The organism is Pseudomonas sp. CC11G, assembly GCF_056174845.1.
Genome location: NZ_JBWBZC010000032.1, coordinates 20,321 through 39,313, shown reverse-complemented (window position 1 = coordinate 39,313; position 18,993 = coordinate 20,321). Strand labels below are relative to the sequence as shown.

Annotated in this window: 17 protein-coding genes and 1 pseudogene; 7 read left to right on the top strand and 11 right to left on the bottom strand. The window is 62.8% G+C overall.

The window, feature by feature from the left end:
• Positions 1 to 29: 29 nt before the first annotated feature.
• Positions 30 to 467 (bottom strand): heme NO-binding domain-containing protein, encoded by a 438-nt coding sequence (locus tag AC0V2S_RS25055; protein ID WP_475512089.1) that lies wholly within the window; start codon positions 465 to 467, stop codon positions 30 to 32.
• 147 nt (positions 468 to 614) lie between these two features.
• Here AC0V2S_RS25055 and AC0V2S_RS25050 point away from each other — a divergent pair.
• Positions 615 to 1,000, top strand: a pseudogene (locus tag AC0V2S_RS25050) (GFA family protein).
• A gap of 25 nt (positions 1,001 to 1,025) precedes the next feature.
• Here the strand turns inward: AC0V2S_RS25050 and AC0V2S_RS25045 are convergent.
• Both AC0V2S_RS25045 and AC0V2S_RS25040 read right to left on the bottom strand, forming a co-directional pair.
• Positions 1,026 to 1,436 (bottom strand): lysozyme inhibitor LprI family protein, encoded by a 411-nt coding sequence (locus AC0V2S_RS25045; RefSeq protein WP_475512088.1) that lies wholly within the window; start codon positions 1,434 to 1,436, stop codon positions 1,026 to 1,028.
• An 82-nt stretch (positions 1,437 to 1,518) separates the two neighbouring features.
• On the bottom strand, positions 1,519 to 1,818 hold the full coding sequence (locus tag AC0V2S_RS25040) for a hypothetical protein (protein ID WP_475512087.1): 300 nt from the start codon (positions 1,816 to 1,818) through the stop codon (positions 1,519 to 1,521).
• 139 nt (positions 1,819 to 1,957) lie between these two features.
• On the opposite strand from AC0V2S_RS25040, the gene argP reads away from it, so the two are divergent.
• Complete coding sequence (gene argP / locus AC0V2S_RS25035; protein WP_475512086.1) at positions 1,958 to 2,893, top strand: HTH-type transcriptional regulator ArgP; 936 nt, start codon at positions 1,958 to 1,960, stop codon at positions 2,891 to 2,893.
• A gap of 25 nt (positions 2,894 to 2,918) precedes the next feature.
• On the opposite strand, the gene AC0V2S_RS25030 is transcribed toward argP, so the two are convergent.
• From AC0V2S_RS25030 to AC0V2S_RS25020, 3 genes are read right to left on the bottom strand one after another with little or no spacing between them, the layout of a single operon-like run.
• Positions 2,919 to 3,323 (bottom strand): hypothetical protein, encoded by a 405-nt coding sequence (locus AC0V2S_RS25030; RefSeq protein WP_475512085.1) that lies wholly within the window; start codon positions 3,321 to 3,323, stop codon positions 2,919 to 2,921.
• A complete protein-coding gene (locus AC0V2S_RS25025; RefSeq protein WP_475512084.1) occupies positions 3,320 to 3,682 on the bottom strand; it encodes a P-II family nitrogen regulator in 363 nt (120 codons plus the stop codon). Before AC0V2S_RS25025 ends, AC0V2S_RS25030 begins: the two co-directional genes overlap by 4 nt.
• Positions 3,679 to 5,463, bottom strand: a complete 1,785-nt coding sequence (locus AC0V2S_RS25020) for a DUF1538 domain-containing protein (RefSeq protein WP_475512083.1) — start codon at positions 5,461 to 5,463, stop codon at positions 3,679 to 3,681. The genes AC0V2S_RS25025 and AC0V2S_RS25020 overlap by 4 nt, the downstream gene beginning before the upstream one ends.
• Before the next feature lie 285 nt (positions 5,464 to 5,748).
• Between AC0V2S_RS25020 and AC0V2S_RS25015 the strand changes: the two genes are divergently transcribed.
• The 3 genes from AC0V2S_RS25015 to AC0V2S_RS25005 all read left to right on the top strand — a co-directional run bounded on the left by AC0V2S_RS25015 (position 5,749) and on the right by AC0V2S_RS25005 (position 12,289).
• Positions 5,749 to 9,438, top strand: a complete 3,690-nt coding sequence (locus AC0V2S_RS25015) for a PAS domain S-box protein (protein ID WP_475512082.1) — start codon at positions 5,749 to 5,751, stop codon at positions 9,436 to 9,438.
• Positions 9,439 to 9,543: 105 nt separating this feature from the next.
• A complete protein-coding gene (locus AC0V2S_RS25010; RefSeq protein WP_475512081.1) occupies positions 9,544 to 10,695 on the top strand; it encodes a response regulator in 1,152 nt (383 codons plus the stop codon).
• A 34-nt stretch (positions 10,696 to 10,729) separates the two neighbouring features.
• Positions 10,730 to 12,289, top strand: coding sequence for a hybrid sensor histidine kinase/response regulator (locus AC0V2S_RS25005; protein WP_475512080.1), 1,560 nt, complete (start codon positions 10,730 to 10,732; stop codon positions 12,287 to 12,289).
• Here AC0V2S_RS25005 and AC0V2S_RS25000 read toward each other — a convergent pair.
• The 3 genes from AC0V2S_RS25000 to arcD are packed head-to-tail and all read right to left on the bottom strand — an operon-like array spanning position 12,286 to position 14,988.
• Positions 12,286 to 12,792 (bottom strand): hypothetical protein, encoded by a 507-nt coding sequence (locus AC0V2S_RS25000; RefSeq protein ID WP_475512079.1) that lies wholly within the window; start codon positions 12,790 to 12,792, stop codon positions 12,286 to 12,288. The two genes, AC0V2S_RS25005 and AC0V2S_RS25000, sit on opposite strands and share 4 nt — an antisense overlap.
• Positions 12,785 to 13,561, bottom strand: a complete 777-nt coding sequence (locus AC0V2S_RS24995; protein ID WP_475512078.1) for a winged helix-turn-helix domain-containing protein — start codon at positions 13,559 to 13,561, stop codon at positions 12,785 to 12,787. Before AC0V2S_RS24995 ends, AC0V2S_RS25000 begins: the two co-directional genes overlap by 8 nt.
• Positions 13,561 to 14,988, bottom strand: a complete 1,428-nt coding sequence (gene arcD, locus AC0V2S_RS24990; RefSeq protein WP_475512077.1) for an arginine-ornithine antiporter — start codon at positions 14,986 to 14,988, stop codon at positions 13,561 to 13,563. Before arcD ends, AC0V2S_RS24995 begins: the two co-directional genes overlap by 1 nt.
• 187 nt (positions 14,989 to 15,175) lie before the next feature.
• Between arcD and AC0V2S_RS24985 the strand changes: the two genes are divergently transcribed.
• Both AC0V2S_RS24985 and AC0V2S_RS24980 read left to right on the top strand, forming a co-directional pair.
• Complete coding sequence (locus tag AC0V2S_RS24985; protein WP_475512076.1) at positions 15,176 to 15,700, top strand: M15 family metallopeptidase; 525 nt, start codon at positions 15,176 to 15,178, stop codon at positions 15,698 to 15,700.
• A gap of 38 nt (positions 15,701 to 15,738) precedes the next feature.
• The gene (locus tag AC0V2S_RS24980) at positions 15,739 to 16,248 is read left to right on the top strand and encodes a hypothetical protein (protein WP_475512075.1); all 510 of its coding nucleotides are present in this window, start codon (positions 15,739 to 15,741) and stop codon (positions 16,246 to 16,248) included.
• Between the two features lie 148 nt (positions 16,249 to 16,396).
• Here AC0V2S_RS24980 and AC0V2S_RS24975 read toward each other — a convergent pair whose 3' ends face one another.
• Both AC0V2S_RS24975 and AC0V2S_RS24970 read right to left on the bottom strand, forming a co-directional pair.
• Positions 16,397 to 18,031, bottom strand: a complete 1,635-nt coding sequence (locus AC0V2S_RS24975) for a GMC family oxidoreductase (protein ID WP_475512074.1) — start codon at positions 18,029 to 18,031, stop codon at positions 16,397 to 16,399.
• A gap of 62 nt (positions 18,032 to 18,093) precedes the next feature.
• Positions 18,094 to 18,909 carry a class II aldolase/adducin family protein gene (locus AC0V2S_RS24970; protein WP_475512073.1) on the bottom strand — a complete coding sequence of 272 codons (816 nt, stop codon included), beginning with the start codon at positions 18,907 to 18,909 and terminating at the stop codon, positions 18,094 to 18,096.
• Between the last annotated feature and the right edge of the window lie 84 nt (positions 18,910 to 18,993).

The window sequence follows — 18,993 nt, the reverse complement described above, 5'->3', positions numbered from 1 at the left end:
CTTCCCATAGTGATAGATGCAGCCGCGAATCAACCCTTCGGCCAGGTCAGCCAACCCGCGGCTGGAGCGGTAGATAAGCACCAGGTGCTGCGGCTGTGCTCGGCGGTTTCGAAGGAGGGCAACTGTGCCTGCGGATAGAGCTTGTGCACTTCCTGATGCACATGCCCATCGACTGGACAGCAGCTGAAGGCATCTTTGCAGTGCGCGAGCATCTGCGGATAGGTCTCGACGAACCGCTGAAAGAGGTGTTCGCCATAGACCTGAATCAGCATCGACACGCTGCTGCCGGTAAGCCTGGCCAGGGTGGTGACCAGTGCCTGCATTTCTTCGTGGGGGTAATAGCCGACTGCCGTGTAGGCGCCGTTACTAGCCAGGGGGGTCTCGGTCAGCATCTGGTCCGCTAACTCGGGTGAGTAGCGTTGCTCGACCATTTCGAGGAACTCGGTGAACACCATGCCTAGCATCATGCGTCCCTTCTGGCGATTCGGCTCTAGAGGTATAGATGCCGCAGGTCGGGGCAGCAAGTGCGGGCCGCCTGCTTTCGGGCCCGGAGCGTGATAAAAACAGGCGCTGGGACATACCAGGCATCAGACAGCTACGCGCAGGAGTCACCTATGTACACCGGTAATTGTTTATGCGGCGGCGTTCGGTTCCGTATCGAGTCGGAGCTTGAGCCTATTTCGGTCTGCCACTGCTCGCAGTGCCGCAAAGCGCAGGGCACGCCCTTCGCCACCAACTCACCGATTTCTGCCGCCGGGTTTCATCTGGAAAGCGGGCAGAACTGCTGACGGTGTTCGAGGCAACGCCGGGCAAACAACGGGTGTTTTGCAGCCGCTGCGGCTCGCCGATTTACAGCAAACGAGACAGCTTGCCCGGCGTGTTGCGCGTGCGGGTCGGGCTTATCAACGAGGCGGTTAACGTCCAGCCGGAGGCGCATTATCACGTTGCTTCGAAGGCGAACTGGTGGAGCATTGAGGATGGGTTGCCGCAGTTTGAGTGAGCGAATGCACCGGTCTTGATTGCCTTCAGGGCGCTGGCACCGGGCAACTCATGTCCGTCTCGTCGCAGGCCAGCAGCGCGGTGAGGTCTTTGGTTCGCGCCTGGGTTATCTCGCTTCGGCACTGGGCGACCAGCATCGGGTAGATGCTCCCTTCTGCAGCGGCCGAGGTCAGGAATGCACATTGGGTATCTCGAAAGGTGATCCAGGCGCGCTGCGCTTTGACCAGCAATGCCGCGGTGTCCGGGCTGTCTTTCAGGCGCTCGGTCACCTGGCGGTAGGTGGTGTTCAATTCCTTGTCGGCAGCCTTGAATGCTTGGTCCGCGCAGATGCTCATCGCCTGCTGACTGGACGCTTCCGCGCAGTCGTCGGCAAGCGCTACCTCACTGACGAACAAGGCGGTGGTTACCACAATGACAAGTCCCAGGGTCGTGCGCATTTTTACTCTCCAGAGGAAGTACGTGCCGACGAATGCTTTAGTTCGCCCGCCGGCGGTTGTCAAAAAAGCCATCTTTATTCAGTTAGCCCAACTTGTGACCTTCGATGGGATTACAGGCGAAGGTCACGAACGCCACGCCGTTGGTGGGGAATGACCAGTGCGACTGAATATCCAGCACGCTGATCTCGCTGCCCATCGAGGTGCACTTTTCGTTCGCCGCTTCCAGCGCCAGGCGGCGCGCGCCGGTTTGTGCGCCGCGAGCCAGCGAGGCGTTCGCCGAGGTTTGGTACAGCTGGTTGTCGAGCTTCATCGCCGGGGTTTGCCACGCACAGCCAGACAGCACTGCAACAGCCGAGAGAGCAGCAAGCATCTTGAGTTTCATAAAGTTCTCCTGAACGACGTGAGTGGGGGCGAATCGGTGTGATGTCGCCGTGGAGTAAGCATCGGCGTTCGCGGTGTCTTCGTTAAGCAAAATGAAGTAACTTTCAGCTTCGTTTAAAAAACTTAATGAGGGCCGCGCCGTGAAACTCGATGCCAAGCAGCTGCAGGCGTTCCTGGCCGCCATCGATAACGGCAGTTTTGAGAAAGCTGCCAAGAGTCTTTCGATTACCCCCTCGGCGCTTTCCCAGCGCATCCACGCGTTGGAGGCCCACCTCGGCAGCCCGCTGGTGGTGCGCGGTCGGCCCTGTGAGCCGACGCAGACAGGGCGGCGACTGCTGCTCTATCTTCGCCGCGCTACGGTGCTCGAAGAGGAGCTGCTGAATGAACTTTCCGGTGATCAGGACGAGCACCTGCAGGTGGTTATCGCGGCGAACGGGGATACCCTCGCCACGTGGTTTTTTCCTGCACTGGCCGCGATTTTCGTGAGCGAACGCATTCTGCTCGACGTCGTCGTCGACGATCAGGACCACACCTTTACGTTGCTCGAAAGCGGCCAGGTCATCGCGTGCATCAGCACACGCCCAGACCCCATGCGTGGCTGTGTGGCTATTGCGTTGGGGGCGGTTCGCTATCGCCTCGTGGCGTCGCCCGCTTTTCAGGCGCGCTGGTTTCCCGATGGGCTTTCCCGCGAGGCTGCACGCAAGGCCCCGGTGTTTGCCTACTCGCGCAAAGACACGCTGCAAGACCATTTCATGCAAGCGCGTTTTGGCCTGCGTGCCGATGCCTATCCCACGCATTATCTGGCGCAGCCCGAGGCGCGCCTGGATGCGATTCGCCGTGGTTTGGGGTACGGCATGGTGCCGCAGATACAAATGCAGGAATGGCTGGAGAGCGGGGCGCTCGTGGACCTTGCTCCGGAGCACTGCACCGACGTGGCGTTGTATTGGCACTCGTGGGCGGTGCAATCGCCGCGCATGCAGGCGCTGTCTCAACGCAGCGTGGAAGCCGCGCGGCGCGAACTGCTAGTCGATGCGGCGCCGCAGAAGAAAACCAAGCGACAAAAGCGGGCAGAGTGACCGGCCCTCGAGGCTAACCGATGGGTCAGGACGGGCCGCTTGCGGCCGGCACGCCAGCGCGCGTTTCATCCGGCACCCCGGCCGGCATTACCAAGGGGGTGGCAAAGCGCAACGCCACCATATACACCCCACCACTGCCGGGTTCGGTCAGCCCGGCGTTCGCACAGATAACGTCGAAGACCGCGTCGGCCTGGGCGTCATCCACCACCACGGTTACCACCCGGGCAAGGCTCGGTTCCGGCACCTTGTTACGCTGTGCCTTGGCCCCTTGCAAGGTCGGTATCCGACGGCAGTTAAGGCTGTCGGCGCGGGTGATGCCGTGGACTTCCCGAAGCAGCTGCAGCAGGCGACGGTCGCTGCCATTGTCAGGCAGCACACAGGTAATCAGTTTGGCCGTTGCGCCGGGTATGCCGACGTTGGCGGTACTCATGAGGCGCGCCCTTGTTCCAGCAGTTGGCGGGGGATGTACGTCGCCACCTTTTCCACCGGGGTGGCGTAGATCATGCCGGCGCCCGGTACATCCAGTTTGGCGGCGTAGTAGATCGCCTCCAGTACCGCATCGACGTAATCGGCCGCCACCAGCAGGCTGACCACTTCCTTTTCCGCGTCGATGGCGATGCCCAGTAGCCCATGCCGTTCACGGGGTCCCAGGCCGTGCGCGTGGTGGACCACGGCGCCCGGTGTACCCATGCCCTGGGCGGCGAGAATCACCAGATCGGCACGCCCGACGGCGACGATGCAGGTGATCAGGGCCACATCGGTCAGGTAGGTAATTCCGTCCTCGTTCATTGCGCCACTCCTGTGCCTACGGTTTGACTGATGGGGTGGTGCACGGCCGCTTTGGCCTCGCGCCAGAATTGGAAGCGTGCCCACTGGCCCAGCAACATCACGCTGATGATCGGCCCCACCGAGGCCATGCAAAGAATGCCGAAGCCTTCGACGGCGTGGGTGGCATTGCCCAGCCCCAAGCCCATGGCGAGTACCAGCGGTACGGTGATAGGCCCGGTGGTAACCCCGGCGCTGTCCCAGGCTACGTTGACGAACTCTTCACTGGAAAACACCGTCAGCAGTGCCGCAAACAGATAGGGCGGTACCACCAGCCAGGCCAACGGCAGGCTGAATACCAGCTTGGCCACCGCCACGGCGATGCCGCTGGCGACGCCGATCGACACCGCACGAATCAAGGTGCGCCGGCGGATAAACCCATTGGTCAGGGTTTCGGCCGTCACACCCAGGGCGTTGAGCGCCGGCTCGGCCACCGTCGCTCCGTAGCCCAGCACCCAGGCGAACGCCAGGGTCAGCACCAGGCCCACTTCGTAGACATACAGCGGCGATTTTTCCACGTCGGCAATTGGCATAAAGGCCGCTGGTATGAGCGAGCCGGCACTGCCGCCCAGCTTCGACAGGCCATAGGTGAGGCCGACGTTGAAGATGCACATGCCGACCACCGTCAGGCCGATGCCCAGCAGCAGCTCTGCGCGCCGTTGCAGGGTGTGGCGCAGCAACAGCTTGAGTACCAGCAGCAGAAAAATCACCAACGGCACGATGGCCCGCAGCCCCGAAACGATCTCCAGCCCCGGGCTGACTTCGTACCACTGCAACACCGTTTGCTCCGCGCTGGCCGCGGCATGGGCGGCGGCGATGATCTCGGCGGGCGAGCCATTGGCAGCCACGTAGAGGGCCAGCAGCATCACGCCAATTACCGGAAACAGCGAGGCCAGGGTGACGATGCCAAACCCTGATAAACCCGAATCGCCCTTGCCCGCAGCCGCCGCAATACCGATACCCAGGGCCAGTACCAATGGCACCGTCACCGGCCCGGTGGTGACCGCGCCGGCATCCCAGGCCAGGCCGATAACCTTGGCAAGCTCCGGGTCGCCGGCCATGTAAACCGTCAACAGCAGCACCGGCACCAGCGAGAGATAGATCAGCGGCTTGAGGCTCCAACCGTAGAGAAAGCGCAGGGTGCCGGTGACGGCGGCCAGGCCCACGCTCACCCCCACGACCAGCACCAGTTCGCGGGTCCACTGGTTGAGAATCGCCCAGAGATAAGGCGCGCGTTCAGCCGACACATTCTGCCCGGCGGCACGCAGCGCTCCGATGGCGGGCTCGGCAAAGGTGACGCCGATGCCCAGCAGCAGGGTGACCAGCAACACCACCGGCAAAGAGGATTTGCGCGGCAGGGTACTGCCGATGATTTCACCCAGGGGCATAAGACCGAGTTTCAGCCCTTCCATAAACAACATCAGGCCGACGATTACGGCGAACAGGCCAGCGCTCACCAGCAGGGCATCGTCGACCAACTGGCGCAGGATGATGATCTGGAACAGCGCCAGGTACAGCGCCAGGGGCACCACAGCGCGCACCTGTTCCATCAGGCGCACAGTGAGGTAGGGCTTGAGGATGGCGGCGACTTCCTGCCAGTCCAGTTTCACCGGTTTGCGCGCCACGCCTTGCCAGCGCCCGTCGGCACCGCGCACGGGCGCGGATACCAGCTCGCGCAGCGGAATTTCGCGGCGCCCGGCGCCAATCAGGTGCAGGTAGTCGGCGTAGCGAATGGGCTCAGTCATCAGTTCGTTTTCTCAAGGGCTATACCAAGGCACGACTGACAACGGGTCTGGCGGTTCCGCGATGTCGGCTTGAGGGTAGTAACGTTTTTCAGCGGCGTCCAAGCCGGTGCGGATTGTCACGCTCAGCCGATGCAGGCTGGCGTCAGGCGCTTGAACGGTGCCCGCAGGTTGGTAAACAGCGCGGGATTCACAACTTTTCAGCCGATTTCAGAGCGCCCGCCTGGCCGCCCATGCGTCAATTTCCTCGAGGTAGAGCACCGCTCGCCCGCACCCGAGGATTGCCCCATGAGCATCGACAGGCTGAGCAAGTGGCTGGCGGCCGGCATGTTGTTCATCGGCGTCGCCTGCCTGGTCAGCATGTGGCAGGCCGAGCAGTACAACCAGCAGAGCCTGCGCATGGCTCAACAGAGCATCAACGTGGTCAGCCTGACCGCGCAGCTGTCTGTCGATAATCGCCGCATGACGCAGTTCGCCCGCCTCTATGTGGCCACGGGCGATGGGTTTTACCTCAAGCAATATCAGGAAATGGCCGACGCCGGCGGCATCAGTGAGGCGCTTCGGCAACTGCGTGAGGCCGAACTTCAGCCCCTGGAGCGGCGCCAGTTACGCCAGGTGCTCGAAGCAGATCAATTGCAGACCCGGCTGGAGCAGCGGGCGCTGCAAGAGCGCCAGGCTGACGGCCATAGCCGCCTGCTGGAAGAGGCGTCTTATGTGCAGAGCGAGCTGGCGATTTCCGCGCTGCTGGACGATTTTCGGGTGCACAGCGCGGCCTATCAAAATCAGCTGATGACCGAGTCCGTCGGCGAGGCGGCGAAGTTCAAAAACCTGGCCGCCCTGGTGCTGGGGCTGACCATGATTTATGTCGTGCTCGCCCAGCTGTTCGTGCGCCGCAAGCTGCTGATGCCGTTGCGCCAACTGACCGCGCAGACCCGGCGCCTGCAGGCCGGCGAAGAGATTGCCGACCTTGAGCATTGCCGTGCGCCCGACGAGCTTGGCGAGCTGGCGCGTGCGCTGGATGACTACCGGGTGGTAAATCAGCACGTGCTGCGCCAGCAGTGGGTGAAGGACTGCATCGGTGAGTTGGCCCAGGTGCTGCCTTCCTGCCTTAATCGCAGCGCGCTGCTGGCCCGGCTGGGCGAGGCGTTGCAGCCCTGGTTGCCGGGTGTGCAGGTGGGGTTCTGTGAGCAGGAGCACGACTCGGCGGGTGTCGACAGTGAGCTGATTTACCACCTGCCGCTGCAATGGGGCGATCAGCAGCAAGACATTATCGAACTGCGTCTGCAGCAACGGCCGGACGCTCGCCAGGCAACCTTTCTGCATGCGCTGCACGAGCCGCTACACGCTTGGTGGGGCTTGATGCTGCAGCGCGAGCACAAGCAGCGGTTGCTGCAACAGGCGCGCGAGCAAGCCGAGCAACTTGTGTATCAGCAGAGTGCCCTGACGGCCACCGAACGCTGGTACCGAGGCATCGTCGAGGCCGCCCCCGATGGCTTGCTGGTGCTCGACGGGGCGGGGCGGATCATCCTCGCCAATTTGGAGTGTGAACGCATTCTTGGCTACCCCGCGGAGGGTTTGCTGGGGCAGCACTTTCGGGTGCTGGTGCCAGACGATCAGCGCGAGGTGCTGGCCGGCATTTTGCGCAGTTTTAATATCGACCCCGCCACCAACCAGGTGGGTGAAGGCAGGGCACTGCGCTTTGATGGCAGCGAGTTTCCCATCGAGATACGGCTGTCGTTACTGCCGTCGCTGAGCGGCGATAGCCAATCGCTGTGCGTGGTGATTCGCGACCTGACCGAGCGCAAACAACACGAGCGCCGGTTGCAGTTGGCCCACGAGCAGCAGCGGGCCATTCTGATGGCGGCGCCCAATGGCATCGCCTTTATCAGTGGCGAGGTGATTGTGCAGGCCAACTCCAGCCTGCATGACTTCTTTGGCTATGCCGAAGGTGAGCTGCTGGGGCAGTCGCCGCTGGTCTGGCTCGATGCGGGCGCCGTGCTAGAGGGCGTGGGTACCATCCGCCAGTTGTTGAACCAAGGGGAAACCTACCGTCGTGAACTGCACTTGCGGCGCAAGGACGGCAGCCACTTCTGGGGCGCGGTCAGCGCGCGGGCGGTAAGCCCTGGCGACATGAGCCAGGGCTCCATCTGGTTGATCAAGGATGTATCGCTGCAGAACGCCGCCGCCGCCGAAATGCGCGAAGCCCGTGAGCTGGCCGAGGCGGCTGTGCGGGTCAAGGCCGAGTTCCTGGCCAATATGAGCCATGAAATCCGCACGCCCATGAACGCCATCATCGGCATGACCCACCTGGTGCTGGCGACCGCCTTGGATGAGCGCCAGCGCGACTACCTGGGCAAGGTGCAGAGTTCCAGCCGCCACCTGCTGGGCATCCTCGATGACATTCTGGATGTCTCCAAAATCGAGGCCGGCAAGCTGCAACTCGATACCCAGGATTTCAGCCTCAGCAGGTTGCTGCAGGAAGCGACCGATCTGGTGCAGGCGCGTCTGCTCGACAAAGGGCTGGGGCTGAGCCTGCAGGTGGCTGCCGACGTGCCGGACCAACTGCATGGCGACCCATTGCGTCTTCGGCAGATCTTGCTCAATTACTTGAGCAACGCGGTGAAATTTACCGAGCAGGGGCGCATCGACGTCGTCGTGCAGCGCTACCCGGAAAACGCGACCGGCGTGTGCCTGGAATTCCTGGTACGCGATACCGGCATCGGGTTGAGCCCCGAGCAGTGCGCCAGGCTGTTCGAGAGCTTCCAGCAGGCCGACGCATCCACCACCCGGCGCTACGGCGGCACCGGCCTGGGCCTGGCCATCGCCAAGCAACTGACGCACCTGATGGGCGGCCAGGTGAAGGTGTGCAGCACGCCGGGCGAGGGCAGCACCTTCAGCTTCAGCGCCCACTTGCAATTGGCCCATGCGCCGTTGTGTGAGCAGAACAGTGCGTGCGCCAGTTGGGGACAGGGCGGCGCGCAGGGCGCGCGGGTGTTGTTGGTAGAAGACAACGACTTGAACCAGCAAGTGGCTGCCGAGCTGCTGCAGGCCATGGGGTGCGTGGTCGACATTGCCGGCAACGGTCAGCAGGCCCTGGAGTTACTGGCCAGGCAGGCTTATGAACTGGTGTTTATGGACATGCAGATGCCGATCATGGATGGCCTCACGGCCACCCGCGCGCTGCGCCAGCGCCCCGAACTGGCCGAGCTGCCGGTGGTGGCCATGACCGCCAATGCCATGCGCGAAGACCGCGAGGCGTGCCAGGCCGCCGGGATGAACGACTTTATCAGCAAGCCCTTTGAGCCGCAGACCCTGCAAAGCGTGTTGCAGCGTTGGCTGGGCGGGCGCTGGGAACAACGACCGCAGGGCTCGAGCCAGGAGTGCCAGTTGCATCTGCACGGGGTGGATACCCACGCGGGCCTGCGCCGGGTACTGGGCAATGAAGCGTTGTACCGGCAGTTGCTCGGCCAGTTTCTGACCGGCCAGGAACGCTTGCTGGAGCAATTGCAAAACTGCCTGGATTCAGGCGATGCACCTGGCGCCGAGCTGCTGGCCCATGGTTGCCGAGGCGTTGCCGCGACGCTCGGGGCAGACGCACTGGCCACGGCGGCCGGCGCGCTGGAGCAGCATGTGCGCGCGCACGGTAGTACGGCGGCGTACCAGCCATTGCTGGCGGCGTTGGCGGCGCAGCTTCAGCCTCTGCTCGACCAGCTGCGGCAGTGGCAGACCATGGAGCACGAAGTGGCGGCCGAGGTGGACGACGCGTTAGTGCAGCAAGTAGCCGCGCAACTGGATGAGCTGTTGGCCGACTACGACAGCGAAGCGCTGACCTGCTTCACCGGCCATGCGCCGTTGCTGCGCGCTGCATTTCCACGCCAGGCGGCGCGCTTGGCGGCGGCGCTGGAGCGCTTCGAGTTCGACAAGGCCAGGGCGTGCCTGCGAGAGGCGCTGAGCGCTCGGCTGGAGCCGGTCAGTTGAGGGTTTCAGCGCAATTCAGGCCGATTCAGCCCATTTCACAGCGCTTCAAACGGGGCCATGGGCTAATGCTTAACGCCCGCCATGGGCAGCCTAGAGGTGCCAACGATGAGTACTAACGAACACCGACACACGCTGCTCGTGGTGGATGACGGTCCGGAAAACCTGCGGTTAATGCATGAACTCCTGCACGGCCATTACAACCTGCGTGTGGCGTCCAACGGCGCCACGGCGCTGGAAATCGCCCGGCGCAATCCGCCGGACCTGATCCTGCTGGATGTGATGATGCCGGACATGGACGGCTACGACGTGTGCCGCCACCTGCAGGCCAGCCCGCTAACCCGCGATGTGCCGGTGCTGTTTCTGACCGCCAAGCACCAGGCCCAGGACCAGCAATACGGCCTGGACCTGGGCGCTGTCGATTACCTGAGCAAACCCTTGGAACCGACCGTGCTGCTGGCGCGGGTGCGCAACCAACTGCGCTTGAAGGTGGCAGCCGACCAGTTGCGCCAGCGCAATGCCGACCTCGATCAGGAAGTGGCACAGCGCACCAGCGAGCTGCAGGCCGTGCACGATGTCACCATTCTGGCGCTGGCCTCGCTGGCCGAGACGCGTGACAACGAAACCGGCAACCACCTGCGCCGCACCCAGAACTATGTGCGCGCGCTGGCTTACCAGCTGCGCGAGCAGCCGCGCTTTGCCGCCGTACTGGACGAGCAGAGCATCGAGCTGCTGTACAAATCGGCGCCGTTGCACGACATCGGCAAGGTCGGTATTCCCGACCATATCCTGCTCAAGCCCGGGCGTTTCGAACCCCACGAGTTCGAGGTGATGAAGCATCACCCGCGCCTGGGTTACGCCGCGTTGGTCAAGGCCGAGGAGATGTTGGGCATGCCCGTGCCGTTTCTGCGCATCGCCAAGGAAATTGCCCTCTGCCACCACGAGAAGTGGGACGGCAGCGGCTATCCCCAAGGGCTCAGCGGCGAGGCGATTCCGCTTAGCGCGCGGCTCATGGCAATTGCCGATGTGTACGACGCGGTGATTAGCCGCCGCGTCTACAAACCGGAAATGCCCCACGCCAAAGCCGTGGCGATTATTCGCGAGGGCTGCGGTACGCATTTCGACCCGGACGTGGTGCAGGCCTTTCTGAGCCTGGAGCAGGAATTTCAGGAGATCGCGCTGCGCTACGCCGATACCGACGAAACGCTGCAAGCCAAGCAGGACCAGCTGACCACTGCCCAGCCCCGGTTAAGCGCCTGAACCGCTTAGCGCCTCTTGCCTGGAGCGAGTGCCGATGATTGCCGAACACACTGTTTTTCTCGTCGTCGATGACGCCGACTCCATGCGCCAGATCAATAGCAACCAGCTAACCCGGTTGGGCGCTCGGCAGATTCTGTTGGCCAACAACGGCAGGGAAGCCCTGGCGATCATCAACAGTCGGCGGGTCGACGTGATCGTCTCGGACTGGAATATGCCGGTGATGACCGGCCTGGAACTGCTGATTCAGGTGCGCAGCGACAAACGCACGGCGCACCTGCCGTTCATGATGATCACCGCCGAGTGCGAGCGCGAGCAGATCACCCGGCTGATCGACAGTGGCGTCAGCAGCATCCTGATCAAACCCTACAACCCGCAGAACCTGGCGCAACAGTTGGAACAGGCCATGCGTCATCGGCCCAGTCACCGGGCGCTGCCGACCACGCCGGCCGTGCCGACGGTTGTGGCGCCGGCGAGCGGCAAGCGGCGGCCCACGCTGCTGGCCGTGGACGATATGCCCGAGAACCTTGGCTTGATTGCCGGCCTGTTCAAACCCGGATATCGGGTGCGCCTGGCTCAGGATGGCCAGACGGCGTTGAACATCTGCACCTCAAGCACGCCGCCAGACCTGATTCTGCTGGATGTGATGATGCCGAACATGGATGGTTTCGAGCTGGCTGAGCAACTTCGCAGCCACCCGCAGGCCAGTCAGATTCCGTTGATCTTTATTACCGCCATGAACGACCCCCAGGCGCTGCAGCGCGGCCTGGAACTGGGCGCCGTGGACTTCGTGCACAAACCGCTGGATATGCGATTGCTGCAGCTACGGGTCGGCAACCTGCTGCGCCACGTGGAGCGGCACAACCAGGTGCAAGCCGAGTGCAACGAACTGCTTATGCAGGCGCGTCTGCGCGAGGAAGTTGAACAGATCACCCGCCACGATTTGAAAGCCCCCCTCAGCGCGGTGTTGGGCATCGCCCATGGCCTGCTCGATGGCGGCAATATGCTGCCCGGGCAGAAACGCATGCTGCGCCTGCTGGAAGACAACACCCAACAGGCACTGAATTTGATCAACCTGTCGGCGGCGCTATACCGGATCGAAACCGGGCGTTTCGACTTGCAACCGATGGCGGTGGACGTGGCCGCCATGCTCACGAGCATGGTGGAAGCACTGCGGGTGACGTACCAGGCCAAGACGCTGGTGATTGAACTCTGCTTGCCAGACACCCTCGACGCCCCGCCCGCACAGGCCTGGGCCGATCCACTGCTGTGCTATTCGCTGCTCAGCAACCTCCTGAAGAACGCCTGCGAGGCGGCCCCGATGGGCAGCCGGGTGCGGGTGCAGGTGGTTGACGATGAGCAGATTGGCCTGCGGGTAGAAAACCAGCCTGCGGTGCCAGCCGACTTTCGCCCCGTGTTTTTCGACAAATACACCAGTCGTGGCAAGCAGGGCGGCAGCGGTTTGGGTACCTATTCGGCCAGGCGCTTGGCCCAGGCCCAGGGCGGCAGCCTGGAACTGCAGGTCGATGAGCAACAGGACCTCACCTGCCTGCTGCTGGGGCTGCCCTCGGTGCGTGAAGAAATCGCTATCGGCTAAGGCTCAGGGGTGGGCCGGGTTTGCACGCACAGCAGCACCGTGCCCAGGCCGTTGTCGACCATCAGGCTGCCAGGCGCCAGCTGGCGCAGGCGATAGCGCAGGTGCAGGTCTTTGTTAAAAACAAATAGCCCCAGGCCGCTGAGTTGATCGGCGTCGAGGTTGTCCGTGGCGCTCTTGCCGGTATGCAGTATCTGGATCATCAGGCGTTGGCCCTCAAGCTGCTGGCTGAAGCGGGCGGCGCGGTGCAGATAGCCCTGCGGCGGGTTCTGGCTGGCGTCTAACAAGCGCGAGTTCACCTTGTAATCGCCCTCGCCATCGCCGCGCAGATCCAGGTCGTACTGGCTGAGCAGCCATTGCGTATGGCCGTCGCGGGAGAACGCCTGGGCGATGCGGCCGCTGCATTGCAGGTCGAGGGCCGACGAGCCATTGAACCAATACCCCGCGCCCAGGCTGAGGGCGCAGACACCCAGAAAGAAACCAAGGCCCAGTCCGCGACTATTCATTGAGCTGTATCCCCAGGCATTGGCTGTCGGCCCGTTCCACGGTGCCCTGGCACAACAAGCTCAAGCTGCGATAACGATCAGCCAGGCGATACACATGCAGATCGGCCGGGGCCATGCCGATGCTTTTCGCCAATTGCCGGGCTCTTTCCACCAGGTGTTGGTTGTCCGGCTGGAGCGCGCTGGCCGGCATGGCTTCGAGGTGCAAGGTGATGCCCTCGAACGGCAAGACATCGCTCTCCACGAAGGGCCTGGTTGGAAGGTCGGCCGGGTAGAGCAGGGCGGGCAACAGAAACAGCGCCACCCAGCAGCCGACCGCCACCATGGCCAGCGACAGCCGATTGACCCAGCGCTGGCGTACCGAGCCCGGCGGGCTTTCGCGGCGAATCGAGGGCGCAGGGGACGGGCTGACGAGGTGTGCAGGCTGTAACGCAGCGGGCGCCAGCAGTTCCACCGGCTGGGTAATCTTGTAGCCGATTCGGGGCACGGTGAGGATCAGTTCATTACCCGGCTGCAGGCTTTCCATGGCCACCCGCAACTGGCGTATCACCTGCGCCAGGCTGTTGTCGGAAACCTCCAGACCGAAGCCGCCCCAGGCGCCGCTCAGCAAATCGCGCTTGCTCACGATTTGCCCGTTGGCCTCCAGCAGTTGAGTCAGACAGCGGCTGGCGATGGCCCCGATGCGCTGTACCTCGTCGGGCGTAGCGGCGGCGTACAGAACAAAGGTCTCGTTGTCGAAATGCACCAGCCGATTGATCACGAAAATGCTCATTACAGCGCCAGCCCCCCGCTGTACAACCCATAGGCGGCGAGGGCGGCAGCGATAAGCACGCAGGCGAAAATCCCTTTCTCGACCGTGGTGAACAGCGGCTCGCCTTGCTCACGTTTGGCCTTGGCAAACAGCAGCACCCCAGGCGCATACAGCAAGGCCGAAAGCAGCAGGTATTTCACCCCGCCGGCATACAACAGCCACACCGCGTAGGCCAGGGAAATGGCGCTTACGATCAGGTCTTTGCGCCGCCCCTGGCTGCTGGCTTCATAGGTTTCGCCACGCAGGCCGAGCAGCAGCGCATACGCCGCCGACCACAGGTACGGCACCATGATCATGGAGGAGGCGAGGTAAATCAGGCTGGTATAGGTGCCGGCGGAAAACAGCGTGATCAGCAGAAACAGCTGAATCATCGAGTTGGTCAGCCACAGCGCATTGGCCGGAACGTGGTTGGCGTTTTCCTTTTTCAGAAACGCCGGCATGGTGTTGTCCTTGGCGGTGGCAAACAGAATTTCCGCGCACAGCAGCGCCCACGATAACAACGCGCCCAGCAGCGAAACCGCCAGCCCCACACTGATAAACAACGCTCCCCACGGCCCGACCACCCGCTCCAGCACCACGGCCAGCGACGGGTTTTTCAGGGCCGCCAATTCGGGCTGACTCATGATGCCCAGCGACAACAGGTTGACCAGCACCAACAGCGCCAACACCCCAAGAAACCCCAGCACCGTGGCGCGGCCGACGTCGGCGCGTTTCTCAGCCCGCGCCGAATACACGCTGGCGCCTTCGATGCCGATAAACACAAACACCGTCACCATCATCATGTTGCGCACCTGATCCATCACGCTGGTGAAGTTCGGGTTGCTGCTGCCCCAGATATCGCGGGTAAAAATGTCCGCGTCGAAGGCGACCACCGTAATGGCAATAAACGTAACCAGTGGCACCACCTTGGCCACGGTGGTGAGCTGGTTGATAAAGGTCGCCTCCTTGATGCCGCGCAGCACCAGAAAATGCACCGACCAGAGCAGCACCGACGCGCAACCGATGGCGATGGGCGTATTGCCCTGGCCGAACACCGGAAAGAAGTAACCGAGGGTGCTGAACAACAACACGAAGTAGCCGACATTGCCCAGCCAGGCGCTGATCCAATACCCCCACGCCGAGGAAAACCCCATGTAGTCGCCAAACCCGGCCTTGGCGTAGGCGTACACCCCCGAGTTCAGCTCCGGCTTGCGGTTGGCGAGTGTCTGGAACACCAGAGCCAACGTCAGCATGCCCACGGCGGTGATCGACCAACCAATAATCACGGCACCCACGTCGGCGCGTTCAGCCATATTCTGCGGCAGCGAAAAAATCCCGCCGCCAATCATCGACCCCACCACCAGCGCCACCAGTGCGCTCAAGCGCAGCTTTTGCGTCGATTCGGACATTGCCTGTCTCTCTGCCCCGCGCAACCTCACGATGAGAGTTGCCTCGCTGTGCTTTAACCAAGCACAGAAAGTGCGAACGTGCCGAAAAAATTGGAGGCGGTTGGCACTGTGAAGCCATCAGCGCTAGCCCTGCACCGAGGGCTCAAGGCTATGCTAGAGCGGTGTTTCACTCACCAGCAGGTTGTGCATGCCTTATTCGTCCGCCGCCCTGAGCATACTCGCCCGGCTGGGTATTGCTGTTGAACTGATTAGTGCCAAAGGCCTGGTGGAATGTACCGAAGCCACCGAGTTGCAGATTGCTCAGCGCGACTCAGACGGCCGGGAACACCAATTGGCACCGGCCGCCGCGCACGCGTGGGCAAGGCTCAAAGCCGCCGCCAGCGAGGAGGGTGTGGAGCTGCATATCGTGTCGGCCTTCCGAAGCGTGGAGCGGCAGGTGGCGATCATTGAAAGAAAGCTCAAGGCCGGGCTTGGCATCGAGCAGATTCTGGCGGTGTCGGCACCGCCGTGCTTTAGCGAACACCACACGGGGCTGGCGATAGATATCGGCACGCCAGGAGCTGTGGCGCTGGAGCCCGAATTCGAAAACACGCCGGCCTTTGCCTGGCTGAACCGTCATGCCGGTGCGTTCGGTTTTGAGCTGTCGTATCCGCGAAACAACCCAGGCGGTTTTGAGTATGAGCCCTGGCACTGGCGATTCTTGCCGGGCTAGCTGTTTAACTGCCCACTTAGCATCAGGTGCCACCCGTTATGCCGCCCACCCCGGTCAATTTATATCGCCGCCGCTGGACCCTCATGTTCTCCCTGCCGTTTACCGCGCTGATGCTGGGCACCTGCGTCTACGCCCTGTTCGTGCTCTGCGTGGCCGACGACCGTCTGGTGCAAGTGATAGCGGGCGTTGCCGCGTTCGGCACGTTTTGCGTAGGCGGCACCTTCGCCAAGGCAGTGTACGAGGCGCTGAGTAACCTGCAGCCGGCGGTGATCATTGATGCGCGAGGCGTGGAAGATTTGCGCGGTGCGGGGTTGCTGGCGTGGCAAGACATCGAGAGCGTGAAGCTGGACCCGGATGAGCAGCTGATTCTGGTGAGGTTTGTCGACAACGCGGCTACGGCTCGCCATGGGTTGATCAGCACAACTAGGCGGATTTTTTCCGGTGCCGATCAGACCATTTCGTTGGGCGGGCTTAGCTACAGCCATCGCAAGTTGGCGGTGTCGTTGGCTGAGCATTTTCGGCAGAGCAGGAAAAAGCGCTCCGGTTAGCCGGGATGTTTTTGATTTTAAGGGGGAGGCGAGACTGTCTGCGTTTGGCCGTTAACTGCCGATCACGAATGGCTACAATCGGCCAATAGCTGCCCTTTGATTTCACCCCGGCCGACGCTAGACCCAGAGCGGCCCCCTGCGCAGTTCGTCAGACAAGCGCATCTTCCAGAATCATGTCGGCTGCTTTTTCACCAATCATGGTCACCGGCTGATTGGTGTTGCCGTTCACCAGTGTCGGCATGATCGACGCATCCACAACGCGCAAGCCGCTCAGGCCGTGCACGCGCAGGCGCGGGTCGACCACCGCCAGCGGGTCGCTTGCCGGGCCCATCTTGCATGTACCGACCGGGTGGTAAGCGGTTTCGGCGTTCTGCCGTACCCAGGCGCGCAGTTGTTCCTCGGTTTGCACGCCTGGGCCTGGGTGGACTTCGCAGTCGTTGTGCAGGGCGAAGGCCGGCTGCGCGATGATCTTGCGCATTAGCCGCACGCCCAGAACCAGACGCTCCAAGTCGCGTTCATGGGTGAGGTAGTTCGGGTCTATGCGTGGCGGGGCCAGTGGGTCATTGCTGCGCAGCCCGACATGGCCGCGCGCCAGCGGGCGACCGTCGTTGATCGCGAGCGAGTAGCCATAGCCGGACGCGGACAGTTTCATGTCGCGCCCATGGTTGCGGTACAGGATGGGCGCACAATGCAGCTGCATGTCTGGAATGTCGGCTTCTGGTACCGAACGGATAAAGCCGCCGGCCTCGATGACATTGCTGGTCAGCATCCCACGGCGCTTGGAGATAAATTGCCACACCGCCTGTATGCCGCGAAGCAGCGACGACGGATGCAGCGACATCCCTTGGCGAGTGTGGGTGCGCACGTTGACCACCACAGCGAGGTGGTCCTGCAGGTTCTGCCCAACGCCCTCGAGGGCGTGCTGAACGGCAATACCGTGCTGGTCCAGTTCGGCGCGCGGGCCGATGCCGGACAGCAGCAACAGTTGCGGCGACTGGTAGGCGCCGCCGCTCAGAATCACTTCTCGGTGGGCATGTGCATGGCAGCGTTTGCCGTTGCGCAGGTATTCCACGCCTACGGCGCGAGTGCCTTCGAGCAATACACGGGTGGCATTGGCGCCTGTGATGATGCTGAGGTTGGGGCGCTTGCGCGCTGAGCTCAGGTAGGCGCGAGCGTTGCTGCACCGCCAGCCATCTTTCTGGTAGGCCCGTTGCAGACAGGCGCCTTCCTGCTCGGCAGCGTTGGGGTCGCTGCAGCGGCGCAGGCCTGCTTGCAAGGTAGCGTTGAGAAACGCCTGACCGTACACGCTGGTCCAGCGCCGCTCGGCAATATTCAAGGGGCCGCCTTTGCCATGGAACGGCGCATCGGCCGGCTCACTCGCCGGCTCGAAATGCTCGGACTTCTTGAAGTACGGCAGCACATCGGCAAAACCCCAACCGGGGCACCCCTGGCGCTCCCACTCGTCGTAGTCCCAGGGTTGGCCACGGGTGTTGACGGCCATGTTGATGCTGCTGGAACCGCCCAGGCATCGCCCCCTTGGCTGGAACAGCCGGCGGTTGCCGAGTTCCGGCTGCGGTTCGGTTTCAAACAGCCAGTTGTAACGCCGACTCTTCATCAGCGCCACCGCACCGGCCGGGATGGCAATAAGCGGGTTCCAGCGCCCGCTGGGGCCCGCCTCCAACAGCAGTACGCGGTGTGCACCGCTGGCGCTGAGACGGTTGGCCAGCACCGAGCCTGCTGACCCGCCGCCGACGATGATGTAGTCCCATTGGGTAGGGCTCATGGTGAGATTTCCGTTTTATTTTTATTGGATGGAAGCGCGCAACAACACCTGCCTGGCAGGGTTCACTCGAACAGGTCGAGATCGCTGTGAATGATCTGGTCCCACAGCGGCCGCGCCTGGAACCAGCCGGCGTAGGGCGAACCGATCTGCGCTCTTACCCGCAAGGCGGTTTCGTGCGGAATATGTTTGGGCGTGCCGGCGGCCATGGCCAGCAGTTGCGCCTGGCAGGAGCGCTCCAGGGTTATGAACCACCAGATCGCCTCGGCGACCGTCTGGCCCACCGTCAACAGGCCATGGTTTTGCAGAATCACGGCCTTGTGCGCGCCGAGCGCCTGACCGATGCGCACCCCTTCGTCGTCTTCGGTCGCCACGCCGCCGAAGTCCTGGTACAGGCCGTGGTCTTCGTAGAAGGCGCAGGCATCCTGGGTGATGGGCGCCAGCGCAATGCCCAGGCTGGCAAAAGCCTTGCCGTACAACGAATGCGAATGCGCTGCCGCCAATGCATCGGGACGCGCGGCATGCACGTGGGAATGGATCACCAGGGCGGCACGGTTGACCACATTTTGGCCCTGCACGACGGTGCCTTCGTGGTCGACCATCACCAGGTCAGATGCGCGGATACGGCTGAAGCTCATGCCTAGCGGGTTGACCCAGAACCACTCAGTGGGGCGCTCGGGGTCGCGCACGGTGATATGCCCGGCGGCGCCTTCGGAAAAACCAAAGCGGCCGAACAGGCGAAAACCGGCGGCGAGCTGTTCTTTGCGGTAGCGGCGTTCTTCTTCGATGGAATCGAAGCTGGGCGGCTCGGGAATCACCACGCCGGCTGGACGGGGTCCGAACAGCGATTCGACCAAGGCCATGGGAAGTTTTGTTGTCATTGTTATGGGCTCCAGGGGGCAGACAAAACCAGCGGTCAGCTAGCGCACGGTGTGGCGGGCAAGCGCTTTTGAGTCCTGGTCAGA